The organism is Ruegeria sp. BI11 (assembly GCF_056538005.1).
The window spans coordinates 178,189-198,126 of the sequence record NZ_JBQFSM010000004.1; the positions used below are offsets into that span (position 1 = coordinate 178,189).

At 58.5% G+C, this 19,938-nt stretch carries 17 protein-coding genes; 6 read left to right on the forward strand and 11 right to left on the reverse strand.

Features of this window, described 5'->3' with window-relative positions; all coding sequences use genetic code 11:
• The first annotated feature begins 284 nt into the window (after positions 1-284).
• Positions 285-1,697, forward strand: coding sequence for a tetratricopeptide repeat protein (locus tag ACR0DT_RS11480; protein WP_480710864.1), 1,413 nt, complete (start codon positions 285-287; stop codon positions 1,695-1,697).
• A gap of 442 nt (positions 1,698-2,139) precedes the next feature.
• Complete coding sequence (locus tag ACR0DT_RS11485) at positions 2,140-4,266, forward strand: polysaccharide biosynthesis tyrosine autokinase (RefSeq protein WP_480710865.1); 2,127 nt, start codon at positions 2,140-2,142, stop codon at positions 4,264-4,266.
• A gap of 380 nt (positions 4,267-4,646) precedes the next feature.
• On the opposite strand, the gene ACR0DT_RS11490 is transcribed toward ACR0DT_RS11485, so the two are convergent.
• From ACR0DT_RS11490 to ACR0DT_RS11510, 5 genes are read right to left on the reverse strand one after another with little or no spacing between them, the layout of a single operon-like run.
• The gene (locus ACR0DT_RS11490) at positions 4,647-5,189 is read right to left on the reverse strand and encodes a DUF3833 domain-containing protein (protein ID WP_480710866.1); all 543 of its coding nucleotides are present in this window, start codon (positions 5,187-5,189) and stop codon (positions 4,647-4,649) included.
• A complete protein-coding gene (locus tag ACR0DT_RS11495) occupies positions 5,186-5,803 on the reverse strand; it encodes a DUF3833 domain-containing protein (RefSeq protein ID WP_480710867.1) in 618 nt (205 codons plus the stop codon). Before ACR0DT_RS11495 ends, ACR0DT_RS11490 begins: the two co-directional genes overlap by 4 nt.
• On the reverse strand, positions 5,800-7,023 hold the full coding sequence (locus ACR0DT_RS11500; protein ID WP_480710868.1) for an MFS transporter: 1,224 nt from the start codon (positions 7,021-7,023) through the stop codon (positions 5,800-5,802). Before ACR0DT_RS11500 ends, ACR0DT_RS11495 begins: the two co-directional genes overlap by 4 nt.
• Positions 7,023-7,568: a hypothetical protein gene (locus ACR0DT_RS11505; RefSeq protein ID WP_480710869.1), complete on the reverse strand. Its 546-nt coding sequence runs from the start codon at positions 7,566-7,568 to the stop codon at positions 7,023-7,025. Before ACR0DT_RS11505 ends, ACR0DT_RS11500 begins: the two co-directional genes overlap by 1 nt.
• Complete coding sequence (locus tag ACR0DT_RS11510; protein WP_480710870.1) at positions 7,519-8,853, reverse strand: NAD(P)/FAD-dependent oxidoreductase; 1,335 nt, start codon at positions 8,851-8,853, stop codon at positions 7,519-7,521. Before ACR0DT_RS11510 ends, ACR0DT_RS11505 begins: the two co-directional genes overlap by 50 nt.
• Positions 8,854-9,020: 167 nt before the next feature.
• Between ACR0DT_RS11510 and ACR0DT_RS11515 the strand changes: the two genes are divergently transcribed.
• Entirely contained in the window at positions 9,021-9,746 is a 726-nt protein-coding gene (locus tag ACR0DT_RS11515) for an SDR family NAD(P)-dependent oxidoreductase (RefSeq protein WP_480710871.1), read from the forward strand.
• Positions 9,747-9,749: 3 nt separating this feature from the next.
• Here the strand turns inward: ACR0DT_RS11515 and ACR0DT_RS11520 are convergent, their stop codons facing one another.
• The gene (locus ACR0DT_RS11520) at positions 9,750-11,402 is read right to left on the reverse strand and encodes a DUF6504 family protein (protein WP_480710872.1); all 1,653 of its coding nucleotides are present in this window, start codon (positions 11,400-11,402) and stop codon (positions 9,750-9,752) included.
• 62 nt (positions 11,403-11,464) lie between these two features.
• Positions 11,465-11,755, reverse strand: a complete 291-nt coding sequence (locus ACR0DT_RS11525) for an I78 family peptidase inhibitor (protein ID WP_480710873.1) — start codon at positions 11,753-11,755, stop codon at positions 11,465-11,467.
• A 129-nt stretch (positions 11,756-11,884) separates the two neighbouring features.
• Here ACR0DT_RS11525 and ACR0DT_RS11530 point away from each other — a divergent pair, with 129 nt between their 5' ends.
• Positions 11,885-12,997: an S-(hydroxymethyl)glutathione dehydrogenase/class III alcohol dehydrogenase gene (locus tag ACR0DT_RS11530; RefSeq protein ID WP_480592287.1), complete on the forward strand. Its 1,113-nt coding sequence runs from the start codon at positions 11,885-11,887 to the stop codon at positions 12,995-12,997.
• 94 nt (positions 12,998-13,091) lie between these two features.
• On the forward strand, positions 13,092-13,817 hold the full coding sequence (locus ACR0DT_RS11535) for an NYN domain-containing protein (protein WP_480710874.1): 726 nt from the start codon (positions 13,092-13,094) through the stop codon (positions 13,815-13,817).
• Between the two features lie 8 nt (positions 13,818-13,825).
• On the opposite strand, the gene ACR0DT_RS11540 is transcribed toward ACR0DT_RS11535, so the two are convergent.
• The 3 genes from ACR0DT_RS11540 to ACR0DT_RS11550 form a co-directional block, all read right to left on the reverse strand.
• Entirely contained in the window at positions 13,826-14,764 is a 939-nt protein-coding gene (locus tag ACR0DT_RS11540) for a DMT family transporter (protein ID WP_480710875.1), read from the reverse strand.
• Between the two features lie 142 nt (positions 14,765-14,906).
• Positions 14,907-15,320 carry a group III truncated hemoglobin gene (locus tag ACR0DT_RS11545; protein WP_480710876.1) on the reverse strand — a complete coding sequence of 138 codons (414 nt, stop codon included), beginning with the start codon at positions 15,318-15,320 and terminating at the stop codon, positions 14,907-14,909.
• 49 nt (positions 15,321-15,369) lie between these two features.
• A complete protein-coding gene (locus ACR0DT_RS11550) occupies positions 15,370-18,288 on the reverse strand; it encodes an error-prone DNA polymerase (protein ID WP_480710877.1) in 2,919 nt (972 codons plus the stop codon).
• Between the two features lie 109 nt (positions 18,289-18,397).
• Between ACR0DT_RS11550 and ACR0DT_RS11555 the strand changes: the two genes are divergently transcribed.
• Positions 18,398-18,862: a DUF1203 domain-containing protein gene (locus ACR0DT_RS11555; protein WP_480710878.1), complete on the forward strand. Its 465-nt coding sequence runs from the start codon at positions 18,398-18,400 to the stop codon at positions 18,860-18,862.
• Here the strand turns inward: ACR0DT_RS11555 and ACR0DT_RS11560 are convergent.
• Entirely contained in the window at positions 18,859-19,851 is a 993-nt protein-coding gene (locus tag ACR0DT_RS11560) for an ABC transporter ATP-binding protein (protein ID WP_480711027.1), read from the reverse strand. The genes ACR0DT_RS11555 and ACR0DT_RS11560 overlap by 4 nt on opposite strands.
• Positions 19,852-19,938 lie beyond the last annotated feature (87 nt).

The window sequence follows — 19,938 nt, forward strand, 5'->3', positions numbered from 1 at the left end:
GCGGCGGGCACGCTATTGGCTGTTGTCGTCAGGACGGTTTGGGGCTGCCCTTTTGAACATCAAGTCGGCTATCAGCCAACCCAACGTGTCGAACATGACCTCATGCGCGGCCAGATCGGGGTACTTTCCCAAAACCTTTCTGCGTTACGCCGCTCACTCCAGCGATTGCTTGGTATGAATTCCTTGCTTCAAACGCACACTCAAACGTGAATGTATATGAGGGGATTTCCGTTGTTGGGCTTCAATCCAAAGAGTTAAAATTCTGAAAAACTTTGGAGGACCTAGTGATTAGTAAATCTGGCCACGCAAACAGCTTTGACTGCAGGGGGGTTCCAACCTCCTATGCTGACCCAGACGCGCATTTGGGTCTTGAGCGTGCTCATATGTGTGCCCTGAATTTTTTTGGGGATGCGATCCAGGAAATTGATAAAGTAATCGAGGCACATCCCAAGTTCATATTTGCTTATTTGTTCCGTCTCGGCTGGCTTACTCAGGCGATGGAACGTCGAGTGAACCCGAAACTCGAGTCCGATATCCAGACTGTTAACGGGTTGATGAAAGACGCAAATGCACGTGAACGGGCGCATTTCTCTGCGATTGAGTGCTGGCTGAACGGTGAATTTCACAAGGCGGTTCTAATTTGGAGCGCCATCTTGGACGACAATCCGCACGATCTGTTTGCCTTACAGCTGGCGCATCTTTCCAGCGTTTTGCTGGGCGATGCGCGCATGCAACGAGATGTTGTCTCAAAGGTCCTGCCTAAATGGAATGACTCGATCCAGGGATATGAGTTCGTACTTGGGTTTTACGCTTTTGGGCTTGAAGAAAATGGTCAGTTTGGCAAGGCAGAGGAAATTGCGTTCAGGTCCCTCGAGCTGAGGGAGAATAACCCCTACGCAGTGCACACCGTATCTCATGTGATGGAAATGCAGGGCCGCCAAAAGGCAGGTGTGCAATTCATGACCGAACGCGCGGGCCTTTGGGATTCGTCAAATTTCTCCAACCACCTCTGGTGGCATACGGCGCTTTATCACCTCGATCTGGACGACTTCGAAAGTGCGTTGAACATTTACGACAACGGTCTGCGTCGGAAGGCGGCGCAAGACGGAGCGTATGAGGATCTGGACAGTGCGGCCTTGCTGTGGCGGATGAAGCTTTTGGGTGCGGATGTTGGGGACCGCTGGGTTGAATTGGCTGAAAAATGGGCGCACTCGGCTGAGGATGCGCTGTATGCTTTCAATGACATACACGCGATGATGGCTTTTGTCGGTGCGGAAATGAATGACCATCAGGAACGTTTGCTGCTGTGCAACGAAGGTGTCGTTAAAGCAGCCCAAAACGACAATGCTGGCATGACCCGAAATGCCGGATTGCCATTCTGTCAGGCGATACAGGACTTCCATAACCGCCAGTATGACAAATGCGTCGACAAGCTGTTGCCGCTGCGCGGTAATTCTCATTACATCGGAGGCAGCGCCGCACAGCAGGACGTGATCGGCTGGACGTTGGTTGAGGCATCCATCCGCGCGGGCAAAGCTGAACTCGCTCTTTCACTAGCTCAGGAGCGATGCAAGCGGAAACCGAGCAGCCTTCAGAACTGGAAGTTTGTTTCCCGCGCAGCCCAGAGGCTGGGAGATCAATCGCTGGTGTCTTATGCCTTAGAGAAAGTCAGCGCGATTGGCGCTGCAAATGCATGAAAAAAGTGTGGAATTGACCTGAAATAACGCTCAATCTACGGCGCGTTACAAAGATAGATTTCCATTGTCACGCCGTTCGCCCGAGATGCATAAGGGCTTTAACACCCTTCTACGATAGTATGTATCGCACGGGTGCTGGGCGGTTGCTGTTGGCTTGAAAGATCACCCCATCACCCCAATCAACCTTAATCAATGCCACCACAAGCTGAAATACCTTGCGCAATAGGCGTGGCTCAAGCGGTAAACCCAATCAACTTCTGGCGTAGGATTACATAAAACCGTGCGCTAGAAACACTCAGCAAGAAGCCCAAGTCATCGCCGGTTACGAGGACGGCTGGCTAAATGCTGCATAGGCATTTATTAGAGCAATGAAACCAGTGAAAAACGCGTTTATATCCATACAACAGCTTCAGCGTAAATACAATAAGGTAAATTAAATCAAATGCTTATCAACGAAGCACAGTTTAAATCGAGTCAAACTCCGTCTACTGACAATTCCCAGGACGACACGATTGACGTTATGGCTTTGATAGGCACGTTGTGGCGTGGAAAGTGGATCATTGGGCTGAGTGCGGCTGCGGCAATATTGATTGGGGCATATTACGCGTATTTTGCAGCCGTTCCGCAATACCGATCAACATCGGTAGTTATACTTGAGACGGAGCAGGCCAGCGTTGTGGATCTGCAAAGTGTTGTCGGCGGTCTGGCTGGTGACACCGCCGAGGTCAATTCCGAGCTTCAGGTGCTTAGCTCGCGAGGTTTGATTGGCAAGGTCGTGGACAGACTGGATCTGATCTCGGACCCCGAGTTTAACAACGCGCTGCGGCCAGCTTCGGCCCTGTCCCGCGCGAACCAATTTGTCAAATCCGCGCTTGGAATAGGAACCGATCCGGCCTCAGTGCCCGAGGAGTTAGCCGCGCGGTTGACCCGAGATCGTGTGATTTCGACTCTGCTAGAAAAGGTTTCAGTCCAGAATCTGCGCCAAAGCCTTGTGTTTGAAGTGACCGTCGAGACCGAGCAGGCGCGTAAATCGGCCTTGATCGCGGACACGATTGTCGAGCTGTATGTGCTGAACCAGATTGAAGTGAAGTTCGAGGCTACCGAACAGGCGACGACCTGGCTGACTGGCCGCGTTGCTGAGCTTCAGATTGATCTGGAAACCGCCGAGGCGAAGGTCAACGAATTCAACTCGACAACGGCCCTGATCTCGCCCGAAGCCCTGCAAGCCCAGGAGGTGCAAGTGAAGGATCTGCGCGAACGTCGCGTGTCGGCCGAGGCGACGCAGGTTGCGGCCCAGGCGCGCTTTGAAGCGCTGGAGGCCGCCGATGACCGCGAGACCCAAGTCGAGGTCAGCCAAGACCCACAGTTGCAACGCCTGTTCGACGGGATCGAAGGCTCTGACACCGGTGAAGCCGCCTTTGACACCGCTTTTCAGCGCCTGATGGCGCGCACCGCGCTCGAGGCCCGGCGGGCCACGCAACAGGTTCAGGCCTTGACGCTATCGGCCGACGAGTTGGGCCAGCAAATAGCACAGCAGAGTGCGGATTTGATCACCCTGCAGCAACTGGTGCGCGAAGCCGAAGCAGTGCGGTTGCTGTATGAGTATTTCCTGGCTCGGTTGAAAGAGACATCTGCGCAGGAAGGCATCCAGAAAGCGGACAGTCGGCTATTATCCCGAGCTGTTATTCCCGACAATCCTGCGTCGCCACAGAAATCGCGGATTCTGGCGTTGTCGGCGGTTCTGGGCCTGATGCTGGGATCGGGCATTGTGCTGCTGGCCGAGATGCGGCGCAAAGGCTACCGGTCAGCGCAGGAGCTTGAACGCCAGACTGGCTACAGCGTTCTGGGACAGATCCCGATTTTCCCTGCCCGCGGGCGCCGCAAGGTTCTGGAATATCTCGCCGACAAGCCTTCCTCGGCTACCGCTGAGGCGGTGCGTAATCTGCGCACCTCGCTGATGTTGTCCAATGTAGATCACCCGCCGCAGGTTGTGGTGATGACCTCGTCACTGCCAGGTGAAGGTAAGACTACGAACGCGCTGGCTTTGGCGCAGAATTTTGTTGGGATCGGCAAGCGGGTGCTACTGGTCGAAGGCGATATCCGGCGTCTGACGATGACGGCGCAACTCGAGGGCGTGCCGAAGAAAGGTATCGTGTCTGTTCTGGCTGGGGATATAACCGCACAGGACGCCATCTTTCAGGATCCGCTGCTGGGCTGCGACATTCTGGCTGGCGAGCATACGTCGGTCAACGCAGCGGATCTGTTTGCCTCGGACCGGTTCCGGCAATTCCTGGACGATATGCGCAAGGTTTACGATGTCATCCTGATCGATACGCCGCCAACCCTGCTGGTGTCAGATGCACGCCTGATTGCGCGCAATGCAGATGCGGTGCTGTTGACCATCAAATGGAACGACACGTCCGAACAGGATATCGTCGAGGCGATGCGCCTATTCCACAACGATAATCAACGCCTAACTGGTCTTGTACTGGGTCAGATCAACACCCGCAGCGCCAAACATTACGGCTATTCCTACGGCAGCTACGCAAACAAATATTATAGCGACTAACAGAGGAGTTGAATCCTCGCATTGGGCAGATCCAGCGCTTGATAAATCGGTTTTTGGATCCGCAAAGTTGTTGTCTGTCATGAATGAACGTGACGCCCCAATTGCAGGTTCTGAAGACCTCAATAAGTATAACTATCGGGCCACCAGGAATGGGGTGTCTGGTGCACCCATGGTTGGCGGGCCGAAGTATCTGAAGCGAGCTTTCTGGTGAAAATTCCCGCCATTTGTGTTCTGCTAGGAATCTGGATGTCGGCTGACGGCCCGGAGCGACTGCGCCGGATAGTGGCTAAAGGCGTACAGTTGGTTTCACAGATGACTTGCCTTAAGACCAGAAGCCCTTTGGTGCTGTAACCCAACCTGGTCTCGCGCTATATTGCGGCCTATTCTTTTTCAAAGAACAAGATAACCTCGCCCAACCGTACGCCATAGCGCGAAACATAGGCGCGGTTCAGCAGGCGGTCATCGCTTAGCAGCCACATCCAATCGTCGAAATTTACCCGCATGGTGCCGTCTTTGATCGGCAGATCAATCTTGTAGGTCCAGTTGAATGTGTCACCACGTTCAACCCCGCTGGCGGTCCCTAACACGCCGGGTGCGGTACCAGTCCAGGTGTCCTCTCCGGTTTTGGTTAGGGTCCAGATGCGTTGTTCAGTGGCGCCGTCGTCATAGACGAAATCCTCGACCAGGGTCAGGGTTTCGCCGTCCCATGTACCTTCGATATCCACCGTAAAGCGGCGGGGGACATTGCCCAGCACATCCTGAAACTGACCATAGGCGACAGTCTTGCCCTCAAAGAACTCCTCAAGGTTCAGCTGCCGGTCGGATAAAAAGCTTTTGGGCACGCGTGGTTTGGCCGAACAGGCCGCAAGCGCAGCAATCCCCCCAATGGCAAGGACCGAGATCAGGATACGGCGGGCGGTCATTGCAAGGTCCTCGTTTCCGCCGTTACGTCATACCCGTTTGAGCCGCTGACATGAGCCGATTTGACCTCGGGCGCGGGGCGCATGGTGGCGACCAGTTCGGCGACCTTGAGGCCAAATTTGCGCATCTCGGACCTGTTCATGATTACGCCGTTTTCGGTTAGATACATCCAGTCGGTGACGTCCAGCGTGTGGCCGCCTGCGTCTTGTGGCAGGATGATCCGGTAGGTCAGCTTGACGGTTGAACCCGAGATGGTGCCGCGGCCTTCGCCCACGATATCATCCGCGGTTGCAGTGAACGTGTTGCCCGTGCCCAGCGTCAGATACCATTTGCGGGTCATCTTCTTGCCGTTGGAGTAAGTGAAATACTCGGCCAGCGTGCCGGTGTTGCCATCCCATTTCCCCACCATACGAGCGACAAAGCTGTTCGACATCTTACCGTTAGGCCCATAGATCAGTCCTTCGGATAGGATTTCGCCGTTTAGGACTTCTTTCATTTTAAAGGCGGGTCCGGTGCCGCTGTAATCGGCAGGGGATTGCGACCGAAAGCTTAGGAATCGGCGCTGAGCTGCGACCAGGACAAGGATGGCAAGTAGAAGGATAGCTACGATAGTCATTTGGCTGAGACCTCAGTAGGCAACGTCAGGACCAGCCCGAACGCGCCGAGTTTCAGGATGCAGGGCAGCACAGCATAGGCGAGGGTGAGTGTCCGCAACGCCTCGGCCGAGTTTGCTAGTCCCGGGGTGAACCCGCTGCGTTCCAACAGCGGTAAGGTGAAAAAGGCAGCGAGCGCGAGGCCCAGCTTGCCAGCAAAGGACCAAATGCCAAACGCGGCGGATGCATTCAGCCCTGCCCGCGTCAGCACGACCGAAAACATGGCGGGCAGCACCACCATATCCGCCCCCAGCGCCGCCCCCGAGGTCAGACAGATCACGGCGAACCCGGTCAGGTCTCCGGCTGACAGCAAAGCGGCACCAATAAACCCCGCGATCGACAGGGGCATGGCGATGATCAGCGTCCGTTTTGGACCGATCCGCTTCCCCAGCTTTGCCCAAAGCGGGACGCTGGCCCCGGCGCTGAGAAAGAACAGGATCAACAACGGTCCGGCTTTACCGGGCAATTGCAGGCGATCTTCGACAAAGAATAAAAACAGCGTCGAGGTGATTGCCACAGGCAGGCTGTTGATCAGCGCCAGAAGCAGCAGGCGTAACGCACCGGCCTGAGCGAGCCCCGCAAAGGACAGGCCATTGCCAGTGATTGGTGGGCGGCGCCAGATTGGAAATGTCAGCATCAGTGTAAGGATCGCGATCAGGCCCAGAAACAAGCCGAAGGCGGGGTATCCCTGCGCACTGGCCCCAAAGGCGACGAAGAGGGCCGGGGCACTGGCGGCCAGGATAACGCCCGTTAGCTGTCCGCCTTCGCGCCAGGCGGCCAGCGTTATCAGCTCTTTCGGCTCTGGACGTTTGGCAAGCGTCGCGCTGCGCCCATAAAGCAGGATGGTGCCCAGACTATAAGCCGAGAAGAGCAGAACCAATATAGACACTAAAACAGGAATATTGGTTCCCTGTGGCAATCCAAAGAGCATGGGAAACCCGACCGCCAAACCAGCCGCCGCCGCCGCTGCGAACAGCAGTTGCGCGCTCGGCCAGCGGTCGATGGCCCAGCCGATAAGCGGGTCCTGCACCAGATCGACCAAGCGGATCACCAGCAAAACAGTGCCGATCACACCTAGCCCAATGCCCAGATTGACAGCGGCAAACCGCGGCAAGTGGATATACAGCGGTATTCCTGCTGCAGCGAGCATCAGCGCATACAGACTGACACGCGGATACAGCATTACTGCCCGCGCAGTTTCTGCGTGAAAGCAGCCGACCGGGTATTGTTCCCCAGAAATACTGACATGAAACTGCGTTTGATGCCCGGATACGACATGGTGCAGGTCTTACGGCCGTTCAGCCAGAAGGAAACTGCATCCGGTCCATCCGAAACCGCCAGATAGCGATCCCCTTTGCTCACCGCTTTAAAACAGGTTTGTAGCTGATCACGTACCGGGGCTGGGCGCCCAATGCGTGCCATCTCGTCCAGGGTCGAGTTGATCAGCGCCTTTTGAGATACATTACGGCGATATTTCAGCTCCAACCCAAAATCTTCGGACCAGCTGAGCGGGGCGCCGCCCGGTGTGAACAATTGCGCGTCGTACAAGGGGAAGCCTAGATACCTAAAGGTTGCGGTGCCGCGCAATTGCGCGTCGTCCAGCGCGTTCAGACCGGAAGACGCCGCAAGCCCGCCCGGGGCCAGCAAAGCAAGCGACAGAATCGCTGCGCGAAGAGGGTTATATGTCGGCCGAGGCAGGGATGGCCGGATCTTGTGCAAGAATGCCATTGTCAGCTCCGAGTGTGTGCGGGGTGCCGTTTAGGCGCTCGACGACATGCATCGCGCTGGCAATCCCGTCTTCATGAAAGCCATGCCGGTTATAGGCACCGGCAAACCAGGTTCGGTTCTGTCCCTGCATTTCGCGGATTTGCCCCTGTGCCTTCAGGGCCGCCTTGTCGAACACCGGATGGGCGAATTCGACCTTGTCATAGATTTTGTCCGCGGGAATTTCCGAAGATGCGTTCAACGTCACGAACAACGGGTCGCTGTCCGGGATGTTCTGCAGTCGGTTCATCCAATAGGTCACTCCGACATTCCCGGCTTGTGAGCGATAGGTCCAGCTGGACCAGCAAGCGCGTCGACGAGGCATCTGACGGGGGTCGCAGTGCAGAATGGCGGTGTTGGGTTGGTATTTAATCGACTCTAATGCCGCCTTTTCGGCGAAAGTTGCGGATTCGCCAAGGATTGCAAGGGACTGGTCGGAATGGGTGGCTAGGATGATCTCATCAAACAGATCAGCCTGACCCTGGCTGTGGATGGTTACGCCCGTTTCGCCGCGTTGGATATGCTCAACCGGGCAGGCCAGACGGATATCGCAACTACGCTCACGCAATGCGGCATCTATGCGGCGGACATATTCGATGCTTCCGCCTTTGACCGTGTACCATTGATGCTGATTGGCGCGACCACTGGCCAGTAGGGCATGGTTGCGGAAGAACTGCACCAGCGAGCGGGCCGGGAACTGATCCACAAACTCGACCGGAGTGGACCAGATCGCGCCGCACATCGGCATCAGGTAATTGTGGCGGAACCAGTGGCCCAGACGCAGCTGATCGACCAATTCTCCGATCGTGGTGTCGTCGTCACGGGCGGCTGTGGGTGCTTCTTTGCCAAAGCGCAGGATGTCCGCGATCATCTTGTAATAGGCAGGCCGCGCGAGGTTGCGCTTCTGTGCTGTCAGGGTACGCAGGTTGTTCAAACCGTATTCGATACGACCGTTGTCGATGGTGGCGCCAAAGCTCATCTCAGATTTGATGACGGGTACGTTCAGTTCATCGAACAAGCGGGTCAGGTAGGGATAGGTGACATAGTTGAACACAATAAACCCGGTGTCGACCGGCTGATCCCCATTCTTTCCAGCCATGACGGTGCGTGCATGTCCGCCCAGTCGGGGCTCGGCCTCGAACACGGTCACATCGTTGGTTTTGGAGAGATAGTAAGCGGCCGACAGGCCTGAGATACCTGCCCCCACCACTGCGATTTTCTTGCGTGCGCCTCGGGTTTCGTCGAACATACCATCCTCTTTGTGCGACATTTTACAATAGGATACGCAGGAAATGCGGGGGTGGATCAATCGGATTAGAAGTTTTTCGCAAATGCACTATGTTGTGACGTCTGCAGTTTTGATCCAGCGTCTTGTTCAGCCCGTAAAACCTTAGATACAACTGGAATGGCTAGGGCATGAGCAACTTTGAGGGAAAAACCTATTGGATCATCGGTGCCAGCGAAGGGCTGGGCCGAGCGTTGGCCGAGGCGCTGAGCCTTCAGGGCGCGCATCTGATCCTGTCCGCCCGCAATGCCGATCGTCTGGCCGAGGTTTGTTCTGCCTTGCCGAATGCACAAGCTGTACCGTGTGACGTGACCGATCTGGATTCCGTACGCCGCGCTGCGGTTGAGGCTGGGGAAGTGGATGGGGTGGTCTATAACGCCGGGGCCTATGAACCGATGCGTTCAGGCGATTGGGATACCGAGGCCGTGCTGGCGATGACTGATGTGAATTACACGGGTGCCCTGCGGGTGTTGGGTGAGGTTTTGCGCAGGTTCGTACGCAGCGGGCGAGGGGATATCACGCTGATCGGGTCGCTGTCCGGTTATCGCGGCCTGCCAGCGGCGGTAGGGTATGCGGCCAGCAAGGCGGCGTTGATCTCGCTGGCCGAAACCATGCGGTTCGACTTAGCAGGTACGGGGGTGACTGTGCGCATCGTCAACCCGGGCTTTATCAAGACCCGTTTGACCGAGAAGAACAATTTTAAGATGCCGATGCTGATGACGCCCGAAGATGCGGCGGATCGTGTGGTTAAGGCAATGTCACGCCGCCGCTTCCGTACTGATTTCCCAGCACCGTTTTCCTGGCTGGTGCGTCTGATTGACTATCTGCCTGATTGGCTGGTGTATCGCGGAAAATAGACTCTAACAAAACTGTCCCTGACAAAACCAACCCGCCGACATGGTGCCGCCATGGCCGTAAAACAGCCACAGCCGTTCGCCCTGTTCGGTTACCACTACCCAGTAATCCCGCACTCCGCTGCGCCAGTTGGGGTCGTCCAGCCACCATTCCGGCGCAATGCGTTCCGGGCCGGTGGCCTGCGACAGTTGCCAGTCGCGCCCACGCCAACGAAAGGCGCTGGGCACGTTCGGGGTTTCCGGGGCCATTACCGGTTCGGGTTGCCACATCTGCAAGGGGCGCGGGCGTGGCGGGGCAGGCCAGTCGCGCGCCGGTTCCGACCACGCGGCGGCCAGCGTCTGCGCCGTTTTCTCGGGGATATGCGAGGCCGTCGGGTGTCGCCGTGTAATCGCCCCAAGCCCAACCCGTGCGCCCAGCTTGCCGATCAGGTCGTCGACGCTCGTGTTACCTTCCAGCCGGTCCCGTACGGCGCGACGGGCCTCGGCATGGCCTGCCATGGTGCGGGCGTGGATAGGCTCGGTCTGTACCGCCTCGAGCCGTAACATGTCGATGCCATAGCCCGCGTCGATTTTGTCAACTTTCATCTCTAACAAAGGGCGAATACGGTGTTTGTCAAAGGTCGGACGGGCCAGACCGACCTCGATAATCTCGGCCGCCTGATCGGCACGATGCGCCTCAAGCCGCAGGGTGCGGACGCCGCGACCTTTTTCTTCCAACTTGGCGCAGAGCGTGGGCAGCAGCCGATCGATCGCGGCCATGACGTCTTCGATCAGACCGATTGGGTTGGGCAGGGTCATCCGCACTGCAAAGCGATGCGGCGGGCGCGCGGGCGAAACCGGTTCGGGTGCGCTACCCATCGCCTGATCCAGCCGCAGCACCAGCCCGCGCCCGAACCGCCGCGCCAGAGAGGCACGCGGCTGGCCCAGCAGATCGCCGATCCGGCGCAGGCCCAGCCGGTTCAGCTGCGCGACCACCTGATCCTCGAGCCGCAGTGCTGCAATGGGCAGAGGGCTGAGCGCGCCATAGGACTGCCCCGGGGCTGCAATCCGTGCGCCACCGCCCAAGGCCATCACCTGCGGCGCGGCGCCACCTTTGGTCCAGTGCCGCCGCTTGGTGGCGCGGGCGCGGGTGGCGCGGGCCTCTTGGCTGATGGCGTCGCCGTTGCGGTCGGACGTGGCCTCTTGCCCCGCGTATCGCGCCAGCGCCCAGGCCGCGCCCAGCGTGTCGGCGATGCCCATCTGCACGCTCAGACCCATATCGGCGCAGTCGATCTCAAGGACGCTCAGCAGTGCTTCTTCGCCACCGAACAAATGGGCGCAACCCGATAGGTCGACAATCAGCCCGTCCGGCGTTTCCTCAGCCACCCAAGGGCTGAACTTGCCCGCCCAGCGGCGCAAAGCGGTCAGAAAAGCCGCTTCGGCAGGGACATTGCGGGGGCGCGTCACAAGGTTCGCGCACATGGCATGAGCGTCGCGTACCGGCTGGCCCACGCGCAGCCCGGCGGCTTGCGCCTCGGCGTTCAGCGAGGTGACAACCTGCATGTTCGCTTGCTCGGCCACCACGGCCAAAGGCCCATCCTGCAGGCCCCGCGCAGCGCGGACCAGCCGTTCAGCCCCCAGACGGGGAAACCAGAGTGAGAGTATTCGGCGTTTGGGCATCGGCAGACATCAAAAATGTTCCCATTTTGTTCTTACCGTAGAATCAAGCCCTGAGTCCACGCTTACCCGCAGCTCAGACGCTGAATGATCCCGGTGCCGTTGACGAACACGTTTAAACGGTCGATCCGGTAATCTTGTGTGGCCAAATCATCCGGCCCCAGCACGCGCGAACGTTCGGGCAGCGCAGCTTGAATAGTTGAGACCGGCTGACCAATGGAATCGGCAAAGGGTTCCCCCTTGCAAAAGGCCAGATCGACCGGTGCATTCTCGGGCGCAAGGCGGGCGTCTTCCGGCGCGGGAGATGTCTCGGCGCAGGCGCTCAGCAGGATCAGGATCGAGATAAAACGGCGCATTGGCGTTCCTCTTTGGGGCAATGTCGTTTCTGCAATATCAAAACATTAGCCAATCTGTCACTAAAGCGCAGTTGAAAACGCCCTGCGATTGACGCAGGGTCGGGTCAAAGAAGACAGGGAGACAACGATATGCGTACCCGTGCCGCCGTTGCCGTTCAGGCCGGCAAACCCTTGGAAGTGATGGATGTGAACCTCGAAGGCCCCAAAGCGGGCGAGGTTCTGGTGGAAATCAAGGCCACTGGCATCTGCCACACCGATGAATTCACCCTGTCGGGTGCCGACCCCGAGGGTCTGTTCCCGGCGATTCTGGGCCACGAAGGCGCGGGTGTGGTGGTCGAAGTCGGCCCGGGTGTGACCAGCCTGAAGCCGGGCGACCACGTGATCCCGCTCTACACCCCCGAATGTCGCGAGTGTGAATACTGTCTGCACCCCAAGACCAACCTGTGTCAGGCGATCCGCGAGACCCAAGGAAAGGGCCTCATGCCCGATGGCACCTCGCGCTTTTCAACGCTGGATGGTGATCCGATTCTGCACTACATGGGCTGCTCGACCTTCTCAAACCACACGGTTCTGCCCGAGATCGCGCTGGCCAAGGTGCGTGAGGACGCGCCGTTCGACAAGATTTGCTACATCGGCTGCGGCGTCACCACCGGCATCGGTGCGGTGATCAATACCGCCAAGGTCGAGATTGGCAGCCGTGCCATCGTGTTTGGTCTGGGCGGCATTGGCCTGAACGTGATTCAGGGCCTGCGACTGGCCGGAGCTGATCAGATCGTCGGCGTCGACCTGAACCCGTCGAAGGTGGAAATGGCCACCAAGTTTGGCATGACCGATTTCGTGAACCCGAAAGAGGTCGAAGGCGATCTGGTCCCCTATCTGGTCAACCTGACCAAGGGTGGCGCGGACTATACCTTCGACGCCACCGGCAATGTCGGCGTGATGCGCGACGCGTTGGAATCGGCCCACAAGGGCTGGGGTGAATCGATCATCATCGGCGTGGCGCCTGCGGGGGCCGAGATCTCGACCCGACCGTTCCAGTTGGTCACCGGCCGTTCCTGGCGCGGTACGGCCTTTGGCGGTGCACGAGGCCGGACGGATGTGCCCAAAATCGTCGACTGGTACATGGACGGCAAGATCGAGATCGACCCGATGATCACCCACACCATGGGTCTGGACGACATCAACCACGGCTTCGACCTGATGCATAAGGGCGAAAGCATCCGGTCAGTGGTAGTCTACTGATAAAATTGAAGTAATTGCACGGGGCAGGCTTTTGCCTGCCCCATTTCGCTCTTACATTCCTCAATACAAATAATATTTGCGTTGAGGGATTGAAGTGACCACAGGAAGTACGGACCGTCTTGCGGTTTTGATTGATGCGGACAATGTACCGGCAAAACATGCAGCCGGCATCTTCGAAGAAATCGCCAAGTTGGGCGAAGCTGACTTAAGAAGAATTTACGGAGATTTCTCCAACGGATCACCGCAAGGTTGGGATGCCCAATCATTGGCGGAATACGCCATCCTTGCCCATCAGCAGTTTGCGAATACAACCGGCAAGAACTCCAGCGATATCGCGCTGGTGATTGACGCGATGGATATTTTGTATACCGGGCGATTCAGCGGTTTTGTTCTAGTATCCTCAGACAGCGATTTCACCCGGCTTGCCAGTCGCATCCGCGAACAGGGGGTGAGCGTATTCGGGATTGGCGAGGAGAAGGCACCTTGGGCGTTCAAGGCCGCGTGCAACCGCTACATTTCAATTGAGAATATCAAAAGGGCACCTGTCCCTGTCTTACCCTCGATCAAAACGGGCGAGGTGAAAGAAAAACAAAGCCTAAATCATGCATTTCAACTGATCCGAAATGTAGTCAACACTACAAATGATCCCGATGGGTGGGCGACTTTGCCCTTTGTTGAACGGCAATTGGGTAAGATTTACCCAGACTTTGATCCGCGCAGCTATGGTTACCGGAAACTGAGTGATCTGGTTCGCGGTCTTGGTCGCTTCGACGAAGCGGATGTTCATGGTAATTTTCGGATGAGATATTCAGAGAAGTAATCTGCGTGTCACTCCCCCGGCCGTGACGCCCCGGTATCCGACCGCGGTGACCGTACCCGCAAAACCGGGGTGTTGACCGATGACGTATTGGCCCGGCTCTCGCGCCAGACGACGAACACCCCGGATGCGATGATGATGCTGGCTCCGACGGCGACCCAAGCATCGGGCTTTTCGCCGAAAAAGATCATACCAAACAGAGTGGCCCAGATAATCTGACTGTATTGGCTGGGCGCAATGACACCGGCAGGCGCGGCGCGATAGGCGAGGATGATCAGGTGCTGCGCGATGACCGAGAACACGCCGACCAGTGCCATCATCGCCAGATGCAGCAGCGAGGGCGGCAGATATACGGCGGGTTGGGCAAGGCTCATCGCTACAATGGCCAGCAGCATCGGATATAGGATCAACACGGCCGAGCGTTCCTCATTCCCGATCTTGCGCACCAGAACGGACGCAAAGGCGCTGCAGAACGCGGCCGTCAGGGCGGCAAGATGGCCTAGCGTTATATCCGTGGCACCGGGACGCAAGACGATCAGCACTCCGATCAGGCCAACGCCGACGGCTGCCCAACGTTGGGCGCGGACGACTTCTCCCAATATCGGAATCGACAGAACGGTGACGATCAGGGGAAATGAGAACAGCAGCGAGTAGACCTCGGCCAGCGGCAGAACCGAAAAGGAATAGAATGCGCAGACCATGGACGTGACCATCAGGGCCGAGCGCAGCAGCACTAGCCACGGGTGATGCGGCAGGAAATTTCCGGTTGTCCGGTCGGTCAGGATCGTCACCGCCATCGGCACAAAGGAAAACAGCGTGGCGAAAAAGATGATCTGCATCACCGAATAGGTGCCGCCCAGCACTTTGATCAGCGCGTCATGGCTGGCAAAGACGGCAAAGCCTGCAAACGCATAGCCAAGGCCCCGGAGGGTGGTGTTCTGAGTGCTCATGGATCGGCCTCGGGTGATGTCGGTGTGGTGGCGCTATGCCGTAGCAGCGCAAAGGGCTGTCTTGCCCTTGAGTAAACCCATTTGGCCGGTCCGCATAGCCCCTATTTTACCGCTAACATCGCAAGGCCGCCATGTCGTGGGATCAACGCAGGATCGGCGGGGCGTCCTTGGGTTGGCGCGCCGATTGCACACCGACCTTCATGCCGACACCGATGCGCCGGGCTAGCGCGACCCACGGGGTTGCCGTTTCCGGCGGCAGGGTTTGGCGGGCGACTTCTTCGAACAGGTCTAGCCAGTGGGCGAACATCTCGGGCTTTACGTCAGGCCGCTCGATATGGACCCGCTGTGGATTGCCGTCATAGCTACGCTCGAACAGGATAGCGTTGCGCCAGAAGGCGGCGATCTTTTCCTCATGCGCGGGCCAGTCGGTGACATGGTTGGCGAAGATCGGACCCAGTACGGCATCCTCGCGCACGCGGGCATAGAATGCACGGACCTGCGCGTTGATCTGATCGGGCGTTGCCGGGAAGCGCGGCGGCAAGATGGGTCTGGTCATGAAAGTACCGGGATTCGACTCTGTTTCCGGCCAATATCCGGTTCAGCGGTTATGTAACAGGCGTGGTTTTGTCGCGCGGGTCCGGTGTCAGCAGATGTCGCAGCAGGGCCACTGGATGCGCCTTGAGGCTGAGGCGGGTGGCCACGTAATCCTCGACCACCTGTTCGCCCAATGTCATCTGCGGCAAATAGGCTTCGGGTTCCTCCAGCGCCTCGCCTTCCAGGTCCTGCGAGAACAGCGGCAAGGGTTTCGCAGTCGCAATCGCCTTGGCCTGCCACAGCGCCTCGCGCCGGGTCAGGTCGCAGGCGGCGAAGGCATCAGCCTCGGCCAGCCGTTCGATCACCGAGGGCCCAAGGCCCGCCCGGCGCCAGACATCGTCGATCTGATGGTAGCCATTGCCGCGCGCGGCGGTCAGCCAGCTGGCGTCCTCTTCACTCAGCCCCTTGATCTGGCGGAACCCCAGCCGCAGGGCCAGTCCGCCATGGCCGTCGGGTTCCATCACATTGTCCCAGAAGCTGGCATTGATGCAGACCGGGCGGACCTGAACCCCGTGTTCGCGCGCATCTCGCACAATCTGGGCGGGCGCATAGAACCCCATCGGCTGTGAATTCAGTAGCGCGCAGGCGAAGATGCCCGGGTGGTGGCATTTGATCCAGGCCGAGGCATAGACCAGCAGCGCAAAGCTGGCCGCGTGGCTTTCGGGGAAGCCGTAAGAGCCGAACCCCTCGATCTGCGAGAAGCAGCGCTCGGCAAAATCGCCCTCATAGCCGTTGCGTTTCATCCCGCGCAGGAACAACGCGCGGAATTCGCTGACATTGCCATGTTTCTTGAAGGTCGCCAGTGAACGGCGCAGCCGGTCGGCCTGTTCCGGGGTGAAACCTGCGCCGACGATGGCGATCTGCATCGCCTGTTCCTGAAACAGCGGCACGCCCAGCGTTTTGCCCAGCACCTCACCCAATTCGTCCGAGGGGAAGCTGACCTCCTCCTCTCCGTTCCGGCGGCGGATATAGGGGTGGACCATGTCGCCCTGAATGGGGCCGGGGCGGATGATGGCGACCTCGATCACCAGATCATAGAAATTGCGCGGCCGCATCCGGGGCAGGAAGTTCATCTGCGCCCGGCTTTCCACCTGAAACACGCCGATACTATCGGCCTTGCACAGCATGTCATAGATCGCTGGGTCTTCGGGCGGCAGGGTGGCGAGTGTATAGCTGGTCTGGTGGTGCTGACCGATCAGATCGAACGCCTTGCGGATACAAGTGAGCATCCCAAGGCTGAGCACATCGACCTTGAGGATACCCAACGAGTCGATGTCGTCCTTGTCCCAGCAGATGACCGTGCGGTCCTCCATCGTGGCGTTTTCGATGGGGACAAGTTCGTCCAACCGCCCCTCGGTGATGATGAAACCGCCGACGTGCTGAGACAGGTGACGGGGGAAGCCGTCGATCTCATAAACTAGCATTAGAGTCTGTTTTAATCGCCGATCATTAGGATCGAGGCCGATTTCACGCATCCGTTCCGCTTCAAGCCCGGCGGCTGAGAAGAAGCCCCAGAGCTGGGACGAAAGTGCCGAAATGGTGTCCTCGGTCAGGCCCATGGCGCGGCCAACCTCACGAATGGCACGTTTGCCGCGATAGTGGATCACGGTGGCGCAGAGGCCGGCGCGATGGCGGCCATAGCGGTCATAGATGTGCTGGATCACTTCCTCGCGGCGTTCATGTTCGAAATCCACGTCGATATCGGGCGGTTCATCGCGGGCTTCTGAGACGAACCGTTCGAAGACCATAGTCCCCAGCTCGGGGCTGACTTCGGTGATGCCGAGACAGAAACACACCACCGAATTGGCCGCAGACCCGCGCCCCTGGCAGAGAATATCGCGCGAACGGGCGAATTTGACGATGTCGCGCACGGTAAGGAAGTAGGGCTCGTATTTCAGCTTGCCGATCAGGTTGAGCTCATGCGCCAGCATCTTCTTGGCCTTTTCCGACGCACCCGCCGGATAGCGCCATTTCAACCCCTCATGCGCCAGACGGTGCAGGCGTTCGGTCGGGGTCTCCTGCTCGCTGCCCTCGCTGGGGTATTCGTAGCGCAGCTCATCAAGCGAGAAGGTGAGTTGTTCGCTGAGTTCATGGGCGCGAGTGACAGCGCCTTCATGCCCCTTGAAGATGCGCAGCATTTCAGGTTCCGAACGCAGGCGTTGTTCGCCATTGGCCAGTGCGTCTCGGCCCAGGTCATCCACCTTGCGGCGCAGGCGGATGGCGGTCAGTACGTCACCCAGCTTGCGGCGTGTCCCGTGGTGCATCAGCGGCGTGGCGCTGGCGAGAGTGGGGATACCGAGCTGCTGTGATTCAGTCTCTAATAAAGAGAAATAAGTGCTGTCCGCGCCATCATACCGGGGGTGCATCAGTAGATGCATCCGCCCGGCAAAGCGGCGCGTCAGCTGTTGCGCCGGTGTCCGCCAGGCGTCCGCGCCGCCCGGAGACAGTGTCGCTTGTGGCCAGAGAAGCAGGTGGAGGTCGTCGGAGAACTCCAGCAGGTCGGACAGGTGCAGGATGCAATCGCCTTTCTCGGCGCGCAGACGGCCTTTGGACAGGATACGGCACAGGTTGGCCCAGCCCTGTCGGTTCAGGGGCAGGGCGGTGACGATGGGCGCATCGGTGAAGATCAGCCGGGCCGCCGGGATCAGGCGAGGCACCTCGTGGATTGGGTGCGAGGGTGGTTTGGGAATGTGATCGGGGCAGGGTGGGCCGATTGAGGTGTTATGCGCCTCCCACTCCAGCCGCTCGCGGACCTTGCGTGCGATCTCACGCGCTTGGGTATGGGCGCGGACGATCCCAGCCACCGAGTTGTCATCGGCTATCGCGATGGCAGGCAGGCCGAGGGTAACGGCACGCTCCATGTATTCCTCGGGGTGAGAGGCCCCGGTGAGAAAGGTGAAGTTGGACGTGATCGACAGCTCGGCATACATGGCGATTCCGTATTATATTCACGTTTTGTTCTTTTTCGAGTCCTTTGCGCAGGAACCGGGTCGATTGAGAATTTCCGGGTGGGCATGATTAAAGAAAAGGAGACCCGATATGTTCAAAATTACTGCACTGCCCACTGAAGAGGTGCGCGCCCTTCAGGCCGGTCACCCGGATGCTTATGGCGCTGCGCCAGAGCGCGCGACATCCACAGGCAAAGGCAATCCATGCCGCCATTGCCTGCAGAACATTCCCGAGGGCGATAAAATGTTGATATTAGCACACCGGCCTTTTTTAGAGACACATCCTTACGCGGAAACGGGTCCGATATTTCTATGCGCTAAACAATGTGAGCGGTACGAAGGGGAAGGGCTGCCTGAAATTCTGACCACGTCGCCCGACTATCTGATCAAGGGATATGGCCACGATGACCGGATCGTCTATGGCACCGGAGCGATCACGCCCACAGACCGGATTGCCGCTGCGGTCACTGACATCTTTGCCCGCCCCGATGTGAGCTATATCCACGTCCGATCCGCGCGGAACAATTGCTATCAGGCCCGAATCGACCGGGTTTAAAGCTTGACCCGATGCATACCCCGGCGCGGCTGATCCTGATCGTCGGCCGGGGTTTCATTTGCGCCAGAGGAAGTGAGCGCGAGGAAGACATCTTCAAGATCCGCTTCCTCGGTGCGGACGTCGCGGATACGGATGCCTGCGGCACGCACGGATTCCAGAACTTGCTCGGCACTGGTCTGGGCACTGCGATACTGCAGCACCAGAGTGCCATCGTCACGCAAAGCGGCCTCAACACCTTCGGTTGCGGGCAAACCTACAACCGGACTGTCCGGCGCAATCACCATGGTGCGGCTATCCACCCGACCCAACAGGTTGGCGGTGCTGTCCTGCGCGATTTTTTCGCCGTGGTTGATGATCGCGATCTCGTCACACATTTCCTGCGCTTCTTCCAGATAATGAGTGGTCAGGATGATGGTCATGCCCTGTTCGTTCAGCTTGCGCACATTGGCCCACAGCATCTGACGCAGTTCGATATCCACGCCCGCCGTCGGTTCATCCAGCACAAGAATCTTAGGGTGGTGCACCAGCGCCTTGGCCAGCAACAGCCGCCGCCGCATCCCGCCCGAGAGCGTTCGGGCATAGGCCTCGGCCTTGTCGCTGAGGCCCACCAGCTCCAGAATCTCATCGCTGCGACGCTGCACTTTGGGCACGCCATAGAGGCCGGCCTGCACCTCAAGCGCACCGCGCGGAGTAAAGAAAGGGTCGAGGTTCAGCTCTTGCGGCATCACGCCAATGGCAGCGCGTGACTGGCGCGGGCTCTGATCCTGATCGTAGCCCCAGATCGACACATTGCCTGAGGTCTTCACCACCAGCCCGGCCAGAATGTTGATAAGGGTCGATTTGCCTGCCCCGTTCGGCCCTAGCAGGCCAAAGACCGACCCGCGCGGTACGGTCAGGTCAATGCCTTTCAATGCGCTTTTCTCGGGCTGGCCCCTGCCGCCGCGATAGGTTTTTCGCAGCCCTTCGATCCTGATTGCCGCATCACGCATGTGGCCCTTGCCCCCGGTTTGCTCATCGCTCATAAACGCACCTAATGCATGCCCGCGAGGCCGACAACCGAAGAAGGATCGCCAGCC

Bases quoted from the DNA above. Each gene is read 5' to 3' on its own strand.
- ACR0DT_RS11485 (WP_480710865.1), top strand. From the start codon at position 2,140: ATGCTTATCAACGAAGCACAGTTTAAATCGAGTCAAACTCCGTCTACT.
- ACR0DT_RS11490 (WP_480710866.1), bottom strand. From the start codon at position 5,189: ATGACCGCCCGCCGTATCCTGATCTCGGTCCTTGCCATTGGGGGGATT.
- ACR0DT_RS11495 (WP_480710867.1), bottom strand. From the start codon at position 5,803: ATGACTATCGTAGCTATCCTTCTACTTGCCATCCTTGTCCTGGTCGCA.
- ACR0DT_RS11500 (WP_480710868.1), bottom strand. From the start codon at position 7,023: ATGCTGTATCCGCGTGTCAGTCTGTATGCGCTGATGCTCGCTGCAGCA.
- ACR0DT_RS11505 (WP_480710869.1), bottom strand. From the start codon at position 7,568: ATGGCATTCTTGCACAAGATCCGGCCATCCCTGCCTCGGCCGACATAT.
- ACR0DT_RS11510 (WP_480710870.1), bottom strand. From the start codon at position 8,853: ATGTTCGACGAAACCCGAGGCGCACGCAAGAAAATCGCAGTGGTGGGG.
- ACR0DT_RS11515 (WP_480710871.1), top strand. From the start codon at position 9,021: ATGAGCAACTTTGAGGGAAAAACCTATTGGATCATCGGTGCCAGCGAA.
- ACR0DT_RS11520 (WP_480710872.1), bottom strand. From the start codon at position 11,402: ATGCCCAAACGCCGAATACTCTCACTCTGGTTTCCCCGTCTGGGGGCT.
- ACR0DT_RS11525 (WP_480710873.1), bottom strand. From the start codon at position 11,755: ATGCGCCGTTTTATCTCGATCCTGATCCTGCTGAGCGCCTGCGCCGAG.
- ACR0DT_RS11530 (WP_480592287.1), top strand. From the start codon at position 11,885: ATGCGTACCCGTGCCGCCGTTGCCGTTCAGGCCGGCAAACCCTTGGAA.
- ACR0DT_RS11540 (WP_480710875.1), bottom strand. From the start codon at position 14,764: ATGAGCACTCAGAACACCACCCTCCGGGGCCTTGGCTATGCGTTTGCA.
- ACR0DT_RS11545 (WP_480710876.1), bottom strand. From the start codon at position 15,320: ATGACCAGACCCATCTTGCCGCCGCGCTTCCCGGCAACGCCCGATCAG.
- ACR0DT_RS11550 (WP_480710877.1), bottom strand. From the start codon at position 18,288: ATGTATGCCGAGCTGTCGATCACGTCCAACTTCACCTTTCTCACCGGG.
- ACR0DT_RS11555 (WP_480710878.1), top strand. From the start codon at position 18,398: ATGTTCAAAATTACTGCACTGCCCACTGAAGAGGTGCGCGCCCTTCAG.
- ACR0DT_RS11560 (WP_480711027.1), bottom strand. From the start codon at position 19,851: ATGCGTGATGCGGCAATCAGGATCGAAGGGCTGCGAAAAACCTATCGC.